The sequence below is a fragment of the Lysinibacillus pakistanensis genome (assembly GCF_030123245.1).
GTDB classification, from domain to species: domain Bacteria; phylum Bacillota; class Bacilli; order Bacillales_A; family Planococcaceae; genus Lysinibacillus; species Lysinibacillus pakistanensis.
Map to the genome: position 1 here is coordinate 1,050,058 of NZ_CP126101.1, position 18,504 is coordinate 1,068,561.

15 protein-coding genes are annotated in these 18,504 nt (G+C 36.8%); 10 read left to right on the forward strand and 5 right to left on the reverse strand.

Annotated features, from left to right (window positions below):
• Window positions 1–38: 38 nt before the first annotated feature.
• Window positions 39–3,128: an efflux RND transporter permease subunit gene (locus QNH24_RS04900; RefSeq protein ID WP_283871001.1), complete on the reverse strand. Its 3,090-nt coding sequence runs from the start codon at window positions 3,126–3,128 to the stop codon at window positions 39–41.
• 99 nt (window positions 3,129–3,227) lie between these two features.
• Between QNH24_RS04900 and QNH24_RS04905 the strand changes: the two genes are divergently transcribed.
• Complete coding sequence (locus QNH24_RS04905) at window positions 3,228–4,061, forward strand: TetR/AcrR family transcriptional regulator (protein WP_283871002.1); 834 nt, start codon at window positions 3,228–3,230, stop codon at window positions 4,059–4,061.
• A gap of 352 nt (window positions 4,062–4,413) precedes the next feature.
• Here QNH24_RS04905 and rnjA read toward each other — a convergent pair whose 3' ends face one another.
• Together rnjA and QNH24_RS04915 are read right to left on the reverse strand one after the other, a co-directional pair.
• Window positions 4,414–6,081 carry a ribonuclease J1 gene (rnjA, locus tag QNH24_RS04910; RefSeq protein WP_283871003.1) on the reverse strand — a complete coding sequence of 556 codons (1,668 nt, stop codon included), beginning with the start codon at window positions 6,079–6,081 and terminating at the stop codon, window positions 4,414–4,416.
• A 5-nt stretch (window positions 6,082–6,086) separates the two neighbouring features.
• On the reverse strand, window positions 6,087–6,296 hold the full coding sequence (locus QNH24_RS04915; RefSeq protein WP_054770786.1) for a DNA-dependent RNA polymerase subunit epsilon: 210 nt from the start codon (window positions 6,294–6,296) through the stop codon (window positions 6,087–6,089).
• A gap of 598 nt (window positions 6,297–6,894) precedes the next feature.
• Here QNH24_RS04915 and QNH24_RS04920 point away from each other — a divergent pair.
• Complete coding sequence (locus tag QNH24_RS04920) at window positions 6,895–7,665, forward strand: Cof-type HAD-IIB family hydrolase (RefSeq protein WP_283871004.1); 771 nt, start codon at window positions 6,895–6,897, stop codon at window positions 7,663–7,665.
• A 60-nt stretch (window positions 7,666–7,725) separates the two neighbouring features.
• On the opposite strand, the gene QNH24_RS04925 is transcribed toward QNH24_RS04920, so the two are convergent.
• Entirely contained in the window at window positions 7,726–8,484 is a 759-nt protein-coding gene (locus QNH24_RS04925) for a DeoR/GlpR family DNA-binding transcription regulator (protein ID WP_283871005.1), read from the reverse strand.
• A 151-nt stretch (window positions 8,485–8,635) separates the two neighbouring features.
• Here QNH24_RS04925 and QNH24_RS04930 point away from each other — a divergent pair, with 151 nt between their 5' ends.
• From QNH24_RS04930 to phnX, 5 genes are read left to right on the forward strand one after another with little or no spacing between them, the layout of a single operon-like run.
• Window positions 8,636–9,388, forward strand: coding sequence for an ABC transporter ATP-binding protein (locus QNH24_RS04930; protein WP_283871006.1), 753 nt, complete (start codon window positions 8,636–8,638; stop codon window positions 9,386–9,388).
• The gene (locus QNH24_RS04935) at window positions 9,381–11,012 is read left to right on the forward strand and encodes an ABC transporter permease subunit (protein WP_283871007.1); all 1,632 of its coding nucleotides are present in this window, start codon (window positions 9,381–9,383) and stop codon (window positions 11,010–11,012) included. The genes QNH24_RS04930 and QNH24_RS04935 overlap by 8 nt, the downstream gene beginning before the upstream one ends.
• Window positions 11,009–11,995 (forward strand): extracellular solute-binding protein, encoded by a 987-nt coding sequence (locus QNH24_RS04940; RefSeq protein WP_283871008.1) that lies wholly within the window; start codon window positions 11,009–11,011, stop codon window positions 11,993–11,995. Before QNH24_RS04935 ends, QNH24_RS04940 begins: the two co-directional genes overlap by 4 nt.
• A 13-nt stretch (window positions 11,996–12,008) precedes the next feature.
• Window positions 12,009–13,109, forward strand: coding sequence for a 2-aminoethylphosphonate--pyruvate transaminase (phnW, locus tag QNH24_RS04945; RefSeq protein WP_283871009.1), 1,101 nt, complete (start codon window positions 12,009–12,011; stop codon window positions 13,107–13,109).
• The gene (gene phnX / locus QNH24_RS04950; protein WP_283871010.1) at window positions 13,099–13,902 is read left to right on the forward strand and encodes a phosphonoacetaldehyde hydrolase; all 804 of its coding nucleotides are present in this window, start codon (window positions 13,099–13,101) and stop codon (window positions 13,900–13,902) included. The genes phnW and phnX overlap by 11 nt, the downstream gene beginning before the upstream one ends.
• 182 nt (window positions 13,903–14,084) lie before the next feature.
• Here phnX and def read toward each other — a convergent pair whose 3' ends face one another.
• Window positions 14,085–14,642 (reverse strand): peptide deformylase, encoded by a 558-nt coding sequence (gene def / locus QNH24_RS04955; RefSeq protein WP_283871011.1) that lies wholly within the window; start codon window positions 14,640–14,642, stop codon window positions 14,085–14,087.
• Window positions 14,643–15,035: 393 nt separating this feature from the next.
• Between def and pdhA the strand changes: the two genes are divergently transcribed.
• From pdhA to QNH24_RS04970, 3 genes are read left to right on the forward strand one after another with little or no spacing between them, the layout of a single operon-like run.
• Complete coding sequence (gene pdhA, locus QNH24_RS04960; protein ID WP_283871012.1) at window positions 15,036–16,151, forward strand: pyruvate dehydrogenase (acetyl-transferring) E1 component subunit alpha; 1,116 nt, start codon at window positions 15,036–15,038, stop codon at window positions 16,149–16,151.
• Window positions 16,152–16,154: 3 nt separating this feature from the next.
• On the forward strand, window positions 16,155–17,132 hold the full coding sequence (locus tag QNH24_RS04965; protein WP_283871013.1) for an alpha-ketoacid dehydrogenase subunit beta: 978 nt from the start codon (window positions 16,155–16,157) through the stop codon (window positions 17,130–17,132).
• A gap of 23 nt (window positions 17,133–17,155) precedes the next feature.
• A complete protein-coding gene (locus QNH24_RS04970) occupies window positions 17,156–18,502 on the forward strand; it encodes a dihydrolipoamide acetyltransferase family protein (RefSeq protein ID WP_283871014.1) in 1,347 nt (448 codons plus the stop codon).
• The last annotated feature ends 2 nt before the right edge of the window (window positions 18,503–18,504 follow it).

Below are 18,504 nucleotides of genomic sequence, written 5' to 3' on the forward strand. Positions count from 1 at the left end.
GGATGAGGAAAACCCCCACTGATTGAAGTTTCACTTTATTAATTTTCCTCAATATCTTTTCGGTTTTTCTTTAACATTTTTGATAGCATTTCATATACGATTGGTACTACAACTAATGTTAATAATGTGGAAGATAGTAAACCACCGATAACGGTAATTGCTAAATCTTTTGAGATTAATCCACTACCACCAGTACCAAGTGCCATTGGAATCATCGCACCAATTGTTGCAATAGCAGTCATTAGAATTGGTCTTAAACGAGTTGCACCAGCCTCTAAGATTGCCTCACGCATAACGAGTCCGTCACGTTCCATATGAATTATTCTGTCTACTAATACGATGGCATTTGTAACAACGATACCTATGAGCATTAATAAGCCCATCATAACCGAAACAGAAATTGTTTGATTTGTTACAAATAGGCCAACAAACGCGCCAATTACTGCAAATGGAAGTGAGAACAGAATGGCAAATGGAGCTAAACCTTCACCAAATGTTACTACTAAGATAAAGTAAACGATAGCGATGGCAGCTAACATAGCAATACCAAGCTTTGTAAATGTTTCTTGCATATCGGCAGCTACACCTGATACACCAGTTGTTACACCTTTTGGTAAATCTAATTTATCGATTTTTTTATCTGCAGCTGAAGTAGCCTTTGAGATATCTTCGTCGATAACCGTACCAGAAACTGTAGCGAAATATTCACCTTTTGAGCGAGATAATGAGTTAAGCGTAGTGCCTTTCTCTACATCTACTAGTTCACCGATAGTCATAGTTGTACCTAAGGCTGTTTTAACCTCAGTAGCTAATACATCATCGATAGATAGAGCAGCTACTTTTGCGTCACGTTGCACAATTACATCAATATCTTCACCATCATATCTTACGGATGTTAAGACTTCTTTAGAAGTATTGTTGCTCAATGCCATGACGATTTGAGCCGTCGTTAAACCGTATTGTAAAACATTCTTCTGCTCTACCTTTAGGACATGCTCAACATATGGATCTTCGTTGTCAGATTTAATGTCCTCTAAACCATCCACTTCTTTTAATGCACCTTCTACTTGTTTCACTGCATCTCGAAGCTTATCTAAATCTTCACTATATAACGTATAGCTAACTTCGTTTGAAGACATCGACATAGAAGAGAAGTTTTGAGATTTCCATTCTCCAGATTGACCGATGTTAAATACATAGTCTTCTACTTCTTCACGAGCTTTAGGGAAGTCCTCCATATCTTTATCAAAGATGAGGTACATTAATGCACCGCCTGCACCGCCGCCCATCATCATAGCAGAAGGATCAACATTTTGCGGATCATTGATAGAGACTTGTAAAATATCAATATCTTTTCGTTTCATTAATTCTTTTTCTACTTTAGCAACATTTGCTTCTGTTTCATCCATTAGCTCGCCAGTTCCAGGTGTGTAAGTTAGGTACATGACCTTTTCTTCCTGTGAGCCCATGAAACTAAAGCCAATCAATGGTGTTAAGGCAAGAGAACCAACTAGCAGTAAAATAGCGATTACAGAAGTAATGATTTTATGGTTTAATGCTTTTTCAAGCACACCTTTATACCAAGTAGCTAGTTTACCAACTTCCTTATGCTGACTTTCTTTTTTCTTACCATACAGTTTTTTACGGAACAGGAAGTGCGATAAAGCTGGAACAATGGTAATTGCCACTAATAATGAAGCCCCTAAGGCAAATGACATTGTTAATGCAAACGGCATGAATAATTCGCCAACCATACCGCCTACAAAAATAAGCGGAGCAAATACTGCTACAGTTACTAAGGTTGAAGAAAGAATTGGTTTGAACATTTCGATAGTCGCTTCACGAATTAGAGCGCGACCTGTTACTTTTTCTTCTTTTAAATGAATACGTCGATAAATATTTTCAACTACTACAATGGAATCATCAATAACCCGACCAATCGCTACGGTTATCGCACCAAGAGTCATAATATTTAATGTAATATCCATCCAATTTAATAATAGCAATGCCATAAAGATAGAAACTGGAATAGAGATTATTGAAATAATCGTAGATTTGAAATCTCGTAAGAACAGTAAAATAATTAAAACGGCAATTGCGCCACCAAAAACGGCTTTTTCAATCATTGTAAAGACTGAATCTTCAATTGGGGCACCTTGGTCTAACGAAATATCAACCTTTAAGCCATCAATTAATTTTTCTTCATCCTTAATTAGGTCTTTTACTGCATTTACGACTGTCACCGTATTTGCATCCTGACCCTTCACAATTTGAATAGCAATCGCATCTTTGCCATTTGTGCGTGATACAGATTGCACTTTACCCTCTACCTCAATCTTTGCAATATCGCCTAAGCGAACGAATGGAGAGGGGTTTGTAGCTGAAGGTGTGACTGGAATTAATAAGTCTTTTAATTCATCTACAGATTTTACTTTACCATCAACGGAAACAGCTTGTTCACCAACAGTAAATTGATATAAACCAAGTGAAAGTGACATATCACTAGCTTGAATCATTTGTTTGACGGTATCTTCTGTTAAACCGAGCGCAGCCATTTTCTCCTCATCATATTTAAATGAGATTTGGTTAATGTGCTGACCAGTAATGGTTGCAGATGCAACACCATCAATTTTTTCGATTTTAGGAAGGAGAATGTCTTCTACTGTTGATGTTAAATCAACAATATCTTCCTTAGAGCTACTAACTGATAATGCAACAACAGGCATCATATTCATGCTAATGGCCATAATTGTCGGTTTTTCTGCACCCTCAGGTAGCTTTACATCATCTAAAGCTGATTCTAATTGTCGTTTTTTCTCATCCATATCAATTCCATAGTCGTATTCAACTTGAACTTGTGATACGTTGGATGAGGATGTTGAATAAACGGCTTTTACATCTTCTAAGCTTTCTACAGATTTTTCAAATGGTATGGAAAGCTCATTCATGACTTGTTCAGGAGTTGCGCCAGGATAGACACCCATCACAATTAAGTATGGAATCGAAATATCAGGAATGGATTCCATTTTCATTCGTGTTCCCGAATAAATACCAGAGACAGTGATGATAATTGTTAGTAACCATACTGCCAATTTGTTTTTCAATACGAAATTAACTAAACCTTTCACCTTCACACCTACCCTTTATTGACTAACTAAATTCAATTATTTATACTAATGACTAATCGGTCATTTGTCAACGAAATGCATTAGGAGAGAGAAAAAAATATGTTAAAAAAGCAATTAATAATGGAGAAAGCATTAGAATTGTTTTCTGAGCAAGGCTTTGAAGCTACATCTGTACAGCAAATAACGGAACGCTGTGGTATTTCAAAAGGAGCATTTTATTTGTCCTTCAAAACAAAAGATGAGCTTGTTTTTTCAATGGTAGACTATTACTTACAACAATTTCTCATAGATATTGACCAGGTAGTCAGAGGCTCTTATAACAAAGATACTTTATTGGTTGAATTTTACAAAAGTATCTTCCAGGCCTTCAAAGCGCATTCAGCTTCTGCGCGTGTCTTTTTTAATGAGAAAATCTTTTTGTCAAAAAAAGAACTTTTTCATAAAATAACGGCTTATGAAGCAGAAATGTCTAAATCGATTATCTATATGCTGGAGCAGCTCTATGAGGATAAACTTCAAGAGACAAAATACGATGTTATGTATTGCATAAAAGGATTTATGAAGAGTTATGCAGAACTCTTTATTTTTTCTAATATGCCCCTTGATTTAGATCAATTAGCTAAATCTCTAGCTGAAAAGACGGATATTATTGCACGTTTCACGACGATTCCCTTTATAACAGAAGACCTTGTTCAATTTGTATCCAAGCCTTGTGAACAGGAAATTTCAAAGGAAACCCTATTACAGCTGATGGAGCAACATATAAGTAATATGGAAGAATCCATTGAACGGGAATCGATGGTGCTTTTAAAAGATCAAGTAGAAAACCCAACTTATAGTATGCCGATACTAAAAGGTTTGGTTGAAAATATACGTGTTGAACCAGCGTATAATTGGGTTGCCTATGTAATAGCCAAATATTTTAAAGTGTAAGGAGAGAATTGTTCACTTTTATTGTGAACAATTCTATTTTTTTATTTTGCACCTTTATTTCTAACGGAATGGATTGCAGTGCCTCTGGTGGACTATGAAAGTGTTCTTTATGCTACCAGCAAATTTAATTCTTATTGGTATTTCCCCTGTTATTGAAGTCGAGGTATTGCTTGAATATTTAGTATTTTTAGTTGCTACTAGATGAAGAATACTATTTAAGAATGAAGGATTTTAACTAACATAAAGATGCTCCTTTATCATGCTTTACTACTATATACGTAAAACGAAAGAAGAGGTTTCAAAAAATTAAAAAAAGAAGCTACGTAAAATTTACATAGCTTCTTTAAGAGGTTTAAACCTCCATAATAATAGGTAAAATCATTGGTCGACGTTTTGTCTTTTCAAATAGGTAAGGCCCTAAGACGTCTGTAATTTCATTTTTAAGCTCAGTCCATTGAGGTGTTTTGCTTTGAATTGTGTCGTTTAGATGACGATTTAGCATTTTTTGAGCTTCGTTAATCATCGTTCCTGACTCACGCATATAAACAAATCCTCTTGAAATAATATCTGGACCAGAAACAATTTTTTGATTTTCCATATCAACACTGACAACAACAATGACCAAGCCTTCCTCTGAAAGAATGCGTCGATCACGTAGCACGATATTGCCGATATCTCCAATACCATTGCCGTCAATGTATACATCGCCAGAAGGGATACGTCCTGCTATATGAGCTTCATTGGCGCTTAATGCAAGGACATCACCATTTTCCATAACGAACGTATTTTCAAGTGGAACATCACAATCTTCTGCAAGATGTGTATGCATTTTTAACATACGGAATTCACCGTGGATAGGCATAAAGAATTTAGGCTTCATCAAGCGGAGCATCAGTTTTTGTTCTTCCTGAGAACCGTGTCCAGAGGTATGGATGTTATTTAGTGCACCATGAATAACCTCTGCACCTGCACGGAACAGTAAATTAATAATTTTGTTGACACTTACTGTATTTCCAGGTACTGGTGAAGAAGAGAAGACAACTGTGTCACCAGGTTGAATTTGAATTTGACGATGTGTACCATTGGCAATCCGTGATAGAGCTGCCATTGGTTCACCCTGAGAGCCTGTACATAAAATCATGACTTCATTAGCAGGAAGGCGATTAATGCTTTGGGCATCAATAAAAGTATCCTTTGGTGCATTTATATAACCGAGCTCACGCCCAATTGTAATAGCATTATCCATTGAACGTCCAAAAACGGCTATTTTTCGTCCGTATTTTATCGCTGCATCTGTAGCCTGTTGTAAACGATGTATATTTGATGCAAATGTTGCAAAAATAATACGACTATCCACCTTACGGAATATTTCATCAATACTTTTTCCAACTGTACGTTCAGACATTGTGAAATTCGGTTTTTCAGCATTTGTACTATCTGAAAGTAAGCAAAGTACACCATCACGACCGATTTCTGCCATTTTTGTTAGATTAGCTGGTTCTCCTACAGGTGTAAAATCAAATTTAAAGTCACCAGTATGCACAATGTTTCCAGGTGGAGTTTTTACGACAATACCATAGGCATCAGGAATACTATGTGTTGTTCTAAAGAAGCTAACAGAGGTTTTTCTAAATTTAACCACATCTTCTTCTTTAATTTCAATTAGCTTTGTAGTACGTAGCAAGCCATGTTCTTCTAATTTATTACGTAATAGGCCAAGTGCAAGCTTACCGCCATAAACAGGGATATTTACTTGGCGTAATAAATAGGGAATGCCACCAATATGGTCTTCGTGGCCATGTGTAATAAATAAGCCTTTAATTTTGTCGACGTTACGTACTAAATACGTATAGTCTGGAATAACATAGTCAATGCCGAGTAAGTCGTCTTCTGGGAATTTTATGCCAGCATCAATCAAAATGATTTCATCTTGAAATTGAACGCCGTAAGTGTTTTTGCCGATTTCGCCCAGTCCGCCAAGTGCGAAAACAGCTGCTTGGTCATTTTTAACAAACTTCATGTTTGTTAAATTTCCTCCAAGACAAAGTTCGGACTTGCTTGTTCATAGGCTAAATAATTACCTTCAAGCAGTTGGATGAACTCGATATTGTAGTCTCGGTCTTTTAACTTTTGACGTACTTCACGTTCTGAAGTAGCTTCAAGGTATAGACTTTTAGTGTTTTCGCGAACTGGAATTTCATTTGCATTTTCTTGATAATAAACTTTGTAAATCATAGTTTGCTCTCCTTTTATTGCGTACAATTTTATTGCACCTTTGACTAATACCACACACGTACTACAAGAAAAAACAACGAATTTCTATTATTTATAACCAGAAATAAGGCGTTTGAAGTTCTTGTATCTCAGTGCTTCAAATGAGCACAAATTGCTTCAATCAGCAAGGTAGTTGTAGCTGATAAAAGCTAAAGCCTCTGGTAGATATCACGAATTTTGATCAATTGTGCCTATAATTCAAAATTTGAATGTTTCGTTTCTTGCTATGAAAGCAATATGCTAAAGAAACAGCAACAAATATACCAAGGCGTTATTGATAAAAAGCAATGAGACAGTGGTTGCACATAGCCAAATAAATGCATTTCCTTTATATTATCATGCAGTTACTCTAAAATAAAGAAAAGCCCTTCAAATAATGAAGGGCAAATGTTAGGCAATTGATTTTTTTCCGAGTATGCCGCGAAGTTGCTTCAATAATTTCCGTTTGAGTTTCTTCAGCATGGCACATCACTCCTTAGGATCATTATAATAAAAAATTGTGTCTATGTAAAGTAATGAACCTTGAATCAATTATGCATTTATAGAAAGGAATTAAAAAATGAAAAAAATTTTGTTTTTTGACGTAGATGGAACCCTCTATAATAGTAAAAAAATATTACCTGCATCCGCTAAAGAAGCGCTGTTTGAAGCACGTCGCCAGGGGTATGAAATTGCTATTGCAACAGGTCGTGCACCGTTCATGATTGAATCTTTGTTAGAGGAATTGGCTATTGATACATACGTTACCTTTAATGGACAATATGTTGTTTACAAAGGTGAGGTTGTCTATACAAATGGTATTGAAAAAGATGAGCTTGCTAAAATTATTGCCTTTGGTGAGGCACGAAATGAGCCAGTAGTTTTTTTAGATGAAAAACGCATGATAGCGTCAGTTGGAAATAATCATATGGTAGCGGAGTCTTTAAATACTTTAAAATATCCATATCCAGCATTAGACTCAACTTATTATATGCAGAATGCTGTTTATCAAACACTAATATTTATGGAAGAAAAAGATGAATCTTTATATTGTGAGACATTCCCGAATGTACAATTTGTCCGATGGCATCGTTATTCGTGTGATATTTTACCAAAGGGTGGCTCTAAGGCTGCTGGTATTGAAAAAGTACTTGAGAGAATGGGGATTACATTTGAGGATGCTGTAGCTTTTGGGGATGGTATTAACGATATAGAAATGCTTCAGGCTGTGGGGACAAGTGTGGCGATGGGAAATGGACATGAAAAGGTAAAGGCGATTGCTACACATATAGCTGATCATGTGGATCATGATGGCTTGGCAAAAATAATGCGTAAGCTAGCTATTATTTAATGAAGAATTAAAAAGCAACTAGTTGGTGGAAGTAGTCTCAGCTAGCTGCTTTGCTTTGTTTTATTTATCTGTTTGAACGAGTTTTATCTGTACACCCTCTTTTGTAAAATGCATGATAGTTTTTTTAGACAATGCACTATCGGTAATAATCGTATCTATTTCTTGCAGTGGGCAGACTTGAATGGCAACGTCCTTATTAAATTTTGTTGAGTCAGTTGCCAGAAAAACAGTTTGAGATATGGAAATAATTTGTTTTCTCGTGATGGCCTCCTCTAAATTAAAATCAGAAATACCTTTTTCGATAGAAACGCCACTTGCACAAATAAAGGCTTTATTAATATTAAGATGATCAAAGCGGAAAAGGAAGTCGTTAGATGTAACAGATTTCTCAGAGTGTCGAATTTTCCCGCCAATAATAATTACTTCTACTTTAGAGCCAATCAGCTCAAAGGCTACAGGTAGTGAATTTGTAATGACTGTTAGTTTTTCTTTTTCTACTAGGAATGGAATCATTTGATATGTAGTTGTTCCACTATCTATAAAAATACAATCCCCATCCTGTACGTAGGATGCACAGGCTTTTGCGATAGCTATTTTTTCTGGTAGCTGTTCATGAAGTCGTTGATCGATTATTCCCTCAACTGGCTCAACATATTTTACACCTCCATAAAACTTCTCAATTTTCTTCTCCAGCACAAGCTGTTGGATATCGCGACGAATTGTTTCCATCGAAACGTTAAACTCTTTTGTGAGTGTTACTAATTTCACAACTTTATGTTCCCGTATAAACTGCAAAATATGTTGTTGCCTTTCTATCATAAACATCACATCACCTCTACATTATATTTACTCAAAATAATCATAACTTTGTCAACAGTTGGTCAGAATTTACTCAACATTTACACAAAAACGCATTTTCCTTTACAAATTGTCACTATACTAAGGCTAAGAACTGAGAGAGGTGACCAATTTGTTAGTACTAAAAAATATCTCAAAAAGCTATAAAGATAAGAAAGTTTTAGTAGATATAAATATAACCATTGAATCAGGCGAAATTATTTCGTTATTAGGTCCAAGTGGTTGCGGTAAAACTACTTTGCTCAATATTATTTTAGGACTCACAGAGCAAACGGCTGGTCAACTTATCTACAATGGACAAGATATATCGAAGAACACCATGCAAGAAAGAGGGTTTAATATTGTGTTTCAGGATTTTGCATTATTTCCTCATTTAAATGCATACGACAATATTGTCTATGGATTGAAAAATAAAAGCGTGCAAATGTCCAAGGAAGAGGTTCAGGAATATATTGATTTTCTAGAGTTGACACCGCATTTACACAAAAAGATTCACGAATTATCAGGTGGTCAAAAACAACGTGTCTCCATTGCAAGAACACTTGTTATGCAGCCAAAAATTCTTCTGTTAGATGAGCCATTAAGTGCTCTAGATGGTGTCATTAAGGAATCTATAAAGGAGCGCATTAAATTGATTGCTCGTGAATTTAATTTGACGACTATTATTGTGACACATGATCCAGAGGAGGCACTAACTCTATCAGATAAAGTTTTAATTATTAATGAAGGAACAGTTGCTCAATTTGGTACACCACAGGAAATCGTATCAGCTCCCAAAAATCAATTTGTTGAGGACTTTATCTTAAGACAGCTTCATATTAAGCGACACAACATCTATCAATTATTTGGAGAAACGTATGCTTAAAACGAATAAAATGATGAAAATAATTTTTCTGCCAATTCTATTATTTTTTCTATTCTTTTTAATAGTGCCATTACTTTATATGTTTTGGCAGTCTATTAAAATTGGAAATATTATTACCATTCAAAACTATTTAGATGCATTGAAAAATATAGAAATCCGTAGATCTTTCTTCAATAGTTTTAAGGTTTCCTTTGCTGCATCGGTATTCACGACCATTTTAGCTTTTTTATTGGTCTATGCGATTCATTTTACAACGATGCATCGCCATACGAAAAAGCTAGTACATATAGGAATCACGTTGCCCATGCTGTTACCAACCATCACCTATGGCTTTGTGTTGATTTATACATTTGGAAATCAAGGAATTCTTACAAAATTAATTGGACAGCCACTATTTACTGTTTATGGGTATAACGGCTTAGTTATAGGTTACGTATTATATACATTGCCAGTCGCTTTTATTTTAATGCAAAATTCTATGCAATATATAGATAAACGATTTTTACTAGTCTCCATGTTAATGCATGATCGTCCATTGCGGCGTTTTTATCATACAGTTTTCCGTCCGATGCTAGGGACAATTGGTGGGGCATTTATTTTAACGTTTATTTTAAGCTTTACGGATTTTGGGATACCTGCATCAGTTGGCGGAAATTACAGGGTGATTGCCACCGAACTCTATCAGGCTATGTTAGGTTCTATCGTGCATTTTGAGCGTGGAGCAGTTATCTCCGTGTTAATGCTGGTACCAGCTGTAATTGGAGTAGTTATGTTAACGATTTTAGAACGCTTTAATTTTCAATATAAACAGGCTGGACAAAGTGAACTTGTAAAGCACCGTCTACGTGACGGGTTGTTTACTGCTTATTCAATTGTCTGTGTAGTAGTGGTGTTTATTATTTTTTCAACAATGTTTATTGTTCCTTTTACAAAAGGCTATCCATATAACTTTAGCTTTACATTAGAGCATGTTCAAAATGTACTGTCGGAGCAAGATTTAACCAAGGTATATGCCAATTCACTTATCGTGGCAGTATTAACAGCCGTTTTAGGTGTAGCTATCACTTTTCTGTCCGCGCTTCTCAATGCAAGGACACCATTGAAAGGAAGAAAAAGCTTAGATCTTGCTTCCATGATTACGAACACAGTGCCAGGAATGGTGCTTGGTCTATCATACCTGTTTTTCTTTAATGGAAGTTCTTTAAAAGGGACATTCCTCATCATTATTGCCTGTAACATTGTGCATTTCTTTACAACACCTTATTTAATGGCAAAAAATTCATTGCAAAAGATGGACCCTACATGGGAAGTGACTGCGGAGCTATTAAGGGATTCATGGTTAAAAACCGTTATACGGATTATATTGCCGAATATTAGACCAACTATTTATCAAATGTTTAGCTACTATTTTTTAAATGCGATGGTCACAGTCAGTGGCGTTATTTTCCTTGTTAGCACAAAGACAATGCTTGTATCTACAAGAATAAAAGAGCTCCAGCATTTCGCTAAATATACCGATATTTTTGTACTTTCTATATTTATTTTATGTACGAACCTCATTGTGAAATTAGGTTGTGACTATATAACAACACATAAAGAAAAAGTGAAGGAGATGTCAAAATGAAAAAGTCAACAAGTATGATGCTAGGGACAGTTAGTGCAGCGGCGATGGTTTTAGCTGCATGTGGAGGGGCAGAAGCAGATTCCAAAGACCAAGTGATTATTTATTCAAATGCTGATGATGAAGCAATAGAGGTAATGGAATCAACATTAGATGACAAAGGCTATAAAGGAAAGTATTTAATACAATCTTTCGGTACTTCTGAGCTAGGTGGAAAAATGATGGCTGAAGGGAAAGAAATAGAAGCAGATGTCGTAACAATGGCTTCTTATTTTATAGAAAGTGCGCAAACCTCCAAATCGATGTTTGTGGATATCTCTTCAGACCTTAAGCCTCTTGATGGTGGTGTTACGTATGCATTGCCGATTTTAGGAAATGTCGGCTCGATCTTTATCAATACGGATGTTTTACAACAGAAAGGGCTATCTGTACCAAAAACGATTAAGGATTTTACAGATCCTGCCTATAAGGATTTAGTGTCATTTCCAAATATAATGGATTCATCAACTGGCTGGCTTTTAGTACAGGCCATTATCAAAGAATATGGAGAGCAGGAAGGGAAAAAAGTTTTAGCAGATTTAATTAAAAATGCTGGACCTCATATTGAGAGCTCAGGCTCAGGTCCTATTAAAAAGGTGAAAACAGGTGAAGTAGCAGCTGGCTTTGGCTTACGAATTCAAGCTATTGATGCTAAAAATGAAGGATTGCCAATCGATTATATTGATCCAACAGAAGGAAACTTCACACTTACAGAGTCTGTGGCTGTTGTGGATAAAGAGGGAGATGAAGCGCTAGCCAAAGAAATAGCGAAAGTAATTGTAACAGAGGCACGCGGTGGTCTATTAGAGCAATATCCTGTAGCGCTTTATGAAGGAGAGCAAGTAAAGACTGAGCATGTGCCAGCTCACCTTAAAAAATGGGATACAACTTTAACGGTAGATTTGTTAGAAAAACACCAAGCATTCTTTAAAGAAGCCCAACAATAAGGAGTTATAGAAAATGAGTAGCTATAAATTATTGACACCAGGACCATTAACGACAACTGAAACGGTTAAACGGGAAATGTTAAAAGATCGCTGTACATGGGATGATGACTATAAAAATGTTACACAAGTCATTCGTAAGCAGCTCTTGGATTTAGCACAAGTTGATGAATCTGAGTACACGGCAGTGCTTATGCAAGGGAGTGGAAGTTTTGTAGTAGAGTCTGTTCTAACAACGGCTATAGGTGAAGAGGATAAAGTGCTAATACTAACAAATGGTGCTTATGGAGAAAGAATTGTTGAAATGGCCGAAGTGTTAAAGCTGCAGCATGTTGTTTATAGTGTTCCCTATGATGAACAGCCCTCTTCATTAGAAGTACAAGCTTTACTTGAAAAAGACCCGAGTATTACACATGTAGCTGTCGTTCATTGTGAAACGACCACTGGTATGTTAAATCCAATTAAAAAAATTGGAGAAGTTGTTCATTCGTTCAATAAAATGTTCATCGTGGATGCTATGAGCAGTTTTGGTGGTGTACCGATGGATTTATCAGGCTTGTATATTGATTTTTGCATTAGTAGTGCCAATAAATGTATTCAAGGTGTCCCAGGGTTTGGATTTGTTATTGCTAAAACAGAGGTATTAGAAAAATGTAATGGACAGGCTCGTAGTGTGGCATTAGATTTATACAATCAATGGGAAGTCATGAAAAAAGACGGTAAGTGGAGATTCACCTCACCTACTCATGTAGTAGCTGCTTTTGCGAAGGCATTAGAGGAGCTTATGGAAGAAGGCGGAATCAGTGCCCGCTATGAACGTTATGCAGAGAATAATCAACTACTGCGCTCTCGTTTGTCAGCACTTGGATTTAAAGCGTATATTACGGAAGAACTACAATCGCCAATTATTACAACATTTTTGTTCCCACATAAAGAGTTCTCTTTTGAGCATTTTTATCATGAAATGAAAAAAGCGGGCTTTGTTATCTATCCAGGCAAGCTGACAGATGTGGATACATTCCGTATAGGTAATATTGGTGATATACATGAAGAAGATATGCTTGCGTTATGTGAAGTCATTGAAAATTATATGGTGGTGAAAAACAATGAAAATTGAAACAGTTATTTTTGATTGGGCTGGAACAGCAGTTGATTTTGGTTGCTTTGCCCCTGTAAATGTCTTTTTGACCATTTTTGAGGATGCTGGTGTAACAGTAACGCTTGAAGAGGCTCGTAAACCAATGGGCATGCTGAAAATCGATCATATTCGTACAATGCTAGAAATGCCAAGAATTCAAGAAGAATGGAAACGAGTTCATGGTCAATCCTTTACAGAAGAGGATGTACAAACACTATACAAAGAATTTGAGTCGAAGCTATGGGAATCTTTAGCGGCCTTTACAAATCCTATTCAGTATGTGAAGGAAACAGTACAACAATTAAGAGAAACGGGTATTCGAATTGGCTCTACAACAGGCTATACAGATTCAATGATGGAAGTAGTCACACAGCATGCAGCGATGAAGGGGTATCAGCCTGATTTTCTAGTAACTCCTACCCAAGTTGGAGATAAAGGACGTCCTTATCCATATATGATTTTCAAAAATATGGAGGCGTTAGGGTCAAAATCGACGAAGCAGGTTGTGAAGATTGGTGATACAACGTCAGATATAAAGGAAGCATTGAATGCGGGCGTCTGGGCTGTTGGTGTTATTATTGGAAGTTCTGAGATGGGTCTTTCTGAAGAGGAATTCAACTCATTATCTGTGGAGGAACAACAAATCGAAATTCAGAAAGCGAAGCGTATTTTTGAGGAGATAGGTGCTCATTATACAATTGAAACTATGAAAGAGCTACCTGCGTTAATTGAAACTATTAATAATGGTTTAAAACTAGAATCAGTGGTGTAAACCTCTGGAAAGAGCCTTTTAGTTGTGGATAAACAATTAGAAGGTTTTTTTATGGCTTAGAAAGGGAAATGGTAGATGGACACAATAAAATGAAGAGTAAAATATGATTAATGAATGGGTTACAAAAAAATAACCTCGGCAGAAAGGAAATAACTGCAGAGGCTTGTTTGCTTGATGGATTTTTAGTCACGCTCAAAAGGAATTGAATCGGGAATTTCCTCAAATGGATTTTTTTCATTAATTCGGTCGTAAAACATTATACCGTTCAGATGATCTAATTCATGCTGGAATGCGATAGCAGGTAAGCCTTTAAGACGCATTTTTTTCTCTTCTCCGTCGATTGTTTTAAATTTTACTGTAATGCGAGCATGACGAGGAACATAGCCAGGGACGTTGCGATCTACAGAAAGACAGCCTTCGCCAGCAGTAAGATACGTATTTTCTACAGAGTGACTAACAATTTTAGGGTTAATTGCTACAAAGCTTAGTTGCTCACCATCATCATCTTGCAAATGTAAGGCGAACATTCGATGTAGACTATTGACTTGATTGGCAGCTAATCCAATGCCGCTACGTAAATCATATTTATCTGCCATTTCAGGATCTTGACTGTTGATGAGATATTGAAGCATATCTGCTGCAAGCTGTTTCACTTCTTCGGTTAACGGAAATTTAACTTCCTCAGCTTTCGTGCGTAAAGTCGGATGACCTTCGCGTATAATATCATCCATTAAAATCATATGTGAATCTTCCTTTCAATCTTTGTGTGCCTTATATATAAGTATACATCACACATAATAACAATCACATGAAAAAAGATCTTATTTGACTATACTTAAAAAATTTTTCTATAGCTATTAGATTATCTATAACTGGGCATTCTACTATTGGTATGCATGGAAGAAAACCTAATGTTTATGCATGTTATATGAGTTGTTGTAATACAGATGGTGTTAATAGGTGGTACAGTATAAGACAGCTTTATTGAATTGTTATTTTAGAAAAAATCTTTGTTTGGACGCATAATATATGATTGACCGACAGTATTTTATTCAGTATACTGAGTCCTAAGAACAAGTTGTACTAGTTAAATAGTGATTTATTTTAATACAGTTGAAAGGGAGATGTGACAAATGAGCAAGAAAAACAATAATATTTTTGATGCAAAACAAACGCTAACTGAAATCGAAGATAAGTTTGAAATGTTTCAAATTTTGAATACAGAAGGCGAAATTATAAATGAAGAGGCAGACCCAAAATTATCAGATGATGAATTAGTTGAGCTAATGACACGTATGGTTTATACACGTATTTTAGACCAACGCTCAATCTCACTGAACCGTCAAGGTCGTTTAGGTTTCTATGCTCCTACGGCAGGACAAGAAGCTTCACAACTTGCCTCACACTTTGCATTAGAGCAAGAAGACTGGATTTTACCAGGGTATCGTGATGTTCCACAAATCGTATGGCACGGCTTACCATTAGATAAAGCATTTTTATTCTCACGTGGTCACTTCGTTGGCAACCAAATCCCTGAGGGCGTTAATGTATTACCTCCTCAAATCATTATTGGTGCTCAATATATTCAAGCAGCAGGAGTTGCGCTTGGTATTCAAAAGCGTGGTAAAAAAGCTGTTGCTGTAACATATACAGGTGATGGTGGTTCATCACAAGGGGATTTCTATGAAGGCATTAACTTTGCAGGTGCATTTAAATCACCAGCAATCTTCATCGTTCAAAATAACCAGTATGCAATTTCTACACCACGTGAATTACAAACAGCTGCTAAAACAATTGCGCAAAAGGGTGTAGCAGCAGGTTTGCCAAGTATTTTAGTAGATGGAATGGATGCGCTTGCAGTTTATGTAGCAACTCGTGATGCTCGTGAGCGTGCGGTTAATGGGGAAGGCCCAACATTAATTGAAACAATGTGTTACCGCTATGGTCCTCATACAATGGCTGGGGATGACCCAACACGTTACCGTACATCTGATACAGATAATGAATGGGCTCAAAAAGATCCTCTAGTTCGTTTCCGTAAATATTTAGAGGCAAAAGGTTTATGGAATGAGAAGAAAGAAGAGGCAGTAATCGAACGAGCAAAAGAAGAAATTAAAGAAGCAATCAAAAAAGCAGATGCTGCTCCAAAACAAAAAGTAACAGAGTTAATGGAAAACATGTATAAAGGCGAAATGCCATCTAATTTAAAAGAACAGTATGAAATCTACAAAGAGAAGGAGTCGAAATAACCTATGGCACAAATGACAATGATTCAAGCAATTACAGATGCACTTCGCACAGAATTAAAGAATGATGATAACGTTCTTGTATTCGGGGAAGATGTAGGTGTCAACGGTGGGGTATTCCGCGCAACTGAAGGCCTACAAAAAGAATTTGGTGTAGACCGCGTATTCGATACACCATTAGCAGAATCGGGTATTGGTGGCTTAGCTATTGGCCTTTCTCTTCAAGGATTCCGTCCAGTTCCTGAAATTCAGTTCTTCGGCTTTGTTTATGAAGTAATGGATTCAATTAGTGGTCAGTTAGCACGTATGAGCTATCGTAGCGGTGGTGTCTATAATGCACCAGTAACAATTCGTTCTCCATTTGGTGGTGGAGTACATACACCAGAAATGCACTCAGATAGTTTAGAGAGTTTAATGACAGCGCAACCAGGGTTAACTGTTGTTGTACCATCTACTCCATACGATGCGAAAGGCTTACTGATTTCATCTATTCGAAATGATAACCCAGTCATTTTCTTAGAGCATTTAAAACTATATCGTTCATTCCGCGAAGAGGTGCCTGAGGAAGCATATGAAATTCCACTTGGCAAAGCGGATGTAAAACGTGAAGGTAAGGATTTAACGATTGTTGCTTATGGTTTAATGGTACACGAAAGCTTGAAGGCTGCAGAAGAGCTTGAAAAAGAAGGTCACTCTGTAGAGGTTATAGACTTACGTACGATTCAACCAATTGATATAGAAACAATTATTGCATCTGTTGAAAAAACAGGTCGTGCAATCGTTGTACAAGAAGCGCAAAAACAAGCAGGTATCGCTGCAAATGTAGTAGCAGAAATCACAGAACGTGCAATTTTAAGCTTAGAAGCTCCTGTACTTCGTGTGGCTGCACCAGATACTGTGTACCCATTCCCACAAGCTGAAGGTGTTTGGTTACCGAACTATAAAGATGTAATGGAAACAGCGAAAAAAGTTTTAACATTCTAATGAACTAGAAAGGATGGGTACACATGGCATTTGAATTTAGATTACCAGATATCGGTGAGGGTATTCACGAAGGCGAAATTGTGAAATGGTTCGTCAAGGCTGGCGATACAGTAAAAGAAGACGATATTCTTTGCGAAGTGCAAAATGATAAAGCGGTAGTTGAAATCCCTTCACCAGTTGAAGGAACAGTAGAGGAAGTTTTAGTAGGAGAAGGAACAGTTGCTGTTGTGGGCGATGTCTTAATCCGATTTGATGCACCCGGCTATGAAGACTTAAAGTTAAAAGGTGACGATCATGCTGAGGCGAAAACAGAAGCACAAGTTCAAGCAACTGCTGAATCTGGTCAGAACGTAGAGAAAGCTCCTGTTAATGAGGAGAAGGCTCCAGTAAAAGATGAGGCAGCACCAGAAAAAGTGGAGACAGTTGTCGATGATACTAAACGTGTAATTGCGATGCCTTCTGTACGTAAATTTGCACGAGATAACGATGTAAACATCCGTGAAGTAAAGGGAACAGGCAAAAACGGTCGAATCTTAAAAGAAGATATTGAAAACTTCTTAAAAGGTGGCGGTACTATTGAAGCTGAAGCATCAACTGTAGAAACAGCAGAAGCAGCAGTTGAGCAAGATAAAACTACTTCAGTCGCACCAGTAATTCTCGAAGGGGAATTCCCAGAGACTCGTGAGAAAATGTCAGGTATTCGAAAAGCGATTGCCAAAGCAATGGTACACTCGAAACAAACAGCTCCTCATGTTACACTAATGGATGAAGTCGATGTAACAGCTCTTGTAGCACATCGAAAAAAATTCAAAGATATCGCTGCCGAAAAAGGTGTTAAATTAACATATCTACCATATGTAGTCAAAGCACTTATTTCAACTTTACGCGAGTTCCCAGAATTTAACCGCTCCTTAGATGATGCAACACAAGAAATTATTCAAAAGCATTACTATAATATCGGTATTGCTGCAGATACTGAAAAAGGCTTACTAGTACCAGTTATTAAGCATGCAGATCGTAAATCTGTATTTGCAGTGTCTAATGAAATCAATGAGTTAGCGACGAAAGCCCGTGAAGGCAAGCTTGCGCCACATGAAATGAAAGGTGCTTCCATGTCCATTACGAATATTGGCTCTGCAGGAGGACAATGGTTCACACCAGTTATTAATCATCCTGAAGTAGCAATTCTAGGTATTGGTCGAATTTCAGAAAAACCTGTAATAAAAAATGGTGAAATTGTAGCCGCACCTGTGTTAGCATTATCATTGAGCTTTGATCATCGTATGATCGATGGAGCCACTGCGCAAAATGCTTTAAATCACTTAAAGCGTTTGTTAAGTGAGCCAGAATTATTATTAATGGAGGCGTAACA

Coding starts and splice junctions, on each gene's coding strand:
- QNH24_RS04905 (WP_283871002.1), top strand. CDS start 3,228: ATGTTAAAAAAGCAATTAATAATGGAGAAAGCATTAGAATTGTTTTCT.
- rnjA (WP_283871003.1), bottom strand. CDS start 6,081: ATGAAGTTTGTTAAAAATGACCAAGCAGCTGTTTTCGCACTTGGCGGA.
- QNH24_RS04915 (WP_054770786.1), bottom strand. CDS start 6,296: ATGATTTACAAAGTTTATTATCAAGAAAATGCAAATGAAATTCCAGTT.
- QNH24_RS04920 (WP_283871004.1), top strand. CDS start 6,895: ATGAAAAAAATTTTGTTTTTTGACGTAGATGGAACCCTCTATAATAGT.
- QNH24_RS04925 (WP_283871005.1), bottom strand. CDS start 8,484: ATGATAGAAAGGCAACAACATATTTTGCAGTTTATACGGGAACATAAA.
- QNH24_RS04935 (WP_283871007.1), top strand. CDS start 9,381: ATGCTTAAAACGAATAAAATGATGAAAATAATTTTTCTGCCAATTCTA.
- QNH24_RS04940 (WP_283871008.1), top strand. CDS start 11,009: ATGAAAAAGTCAACAAGTATGATGCTAGGGACAGTTAGTGCAGCGGCG.
- phnW (WP_283871009.1), top strand. CDS start 12,009: ATGAGTAGCTATAAATTATTGACACCAGGACCATTAACGACAACTGAA.
- phnX (WP_283871010.1), top strand. CDS start 13,099: ATGAAAATTGAAACAGTTATTTTTGATTGGGCTGGAACAGCAGTTGAT.
- def (WP_283871011.1), bottom strand. CDS start 14,642: ATGATTTTAATGGATGATATTATACGCGAAGGTCATCCGACTTTACGC.
- pdhA (WP_283871012.1), top strand. CDS start 15,036: ATGAGCAAGAAAAACAATAATATTTTTGATGCAAAACAAACGCTAACT.
- QNH24_RS04965 (WP_283871013.1), top strand. CDS start 16,155: ATGGCACAAATGACAATGATTCAAGCAATTACAGATGCACTTCGCACA.
- QNH24_RS04970 (WP_283871014.1), top strand. CDS start 17,156: ATGGCATTTGAATTTAGATTACCAGATATCGGTGAGGGTATTCACGAA.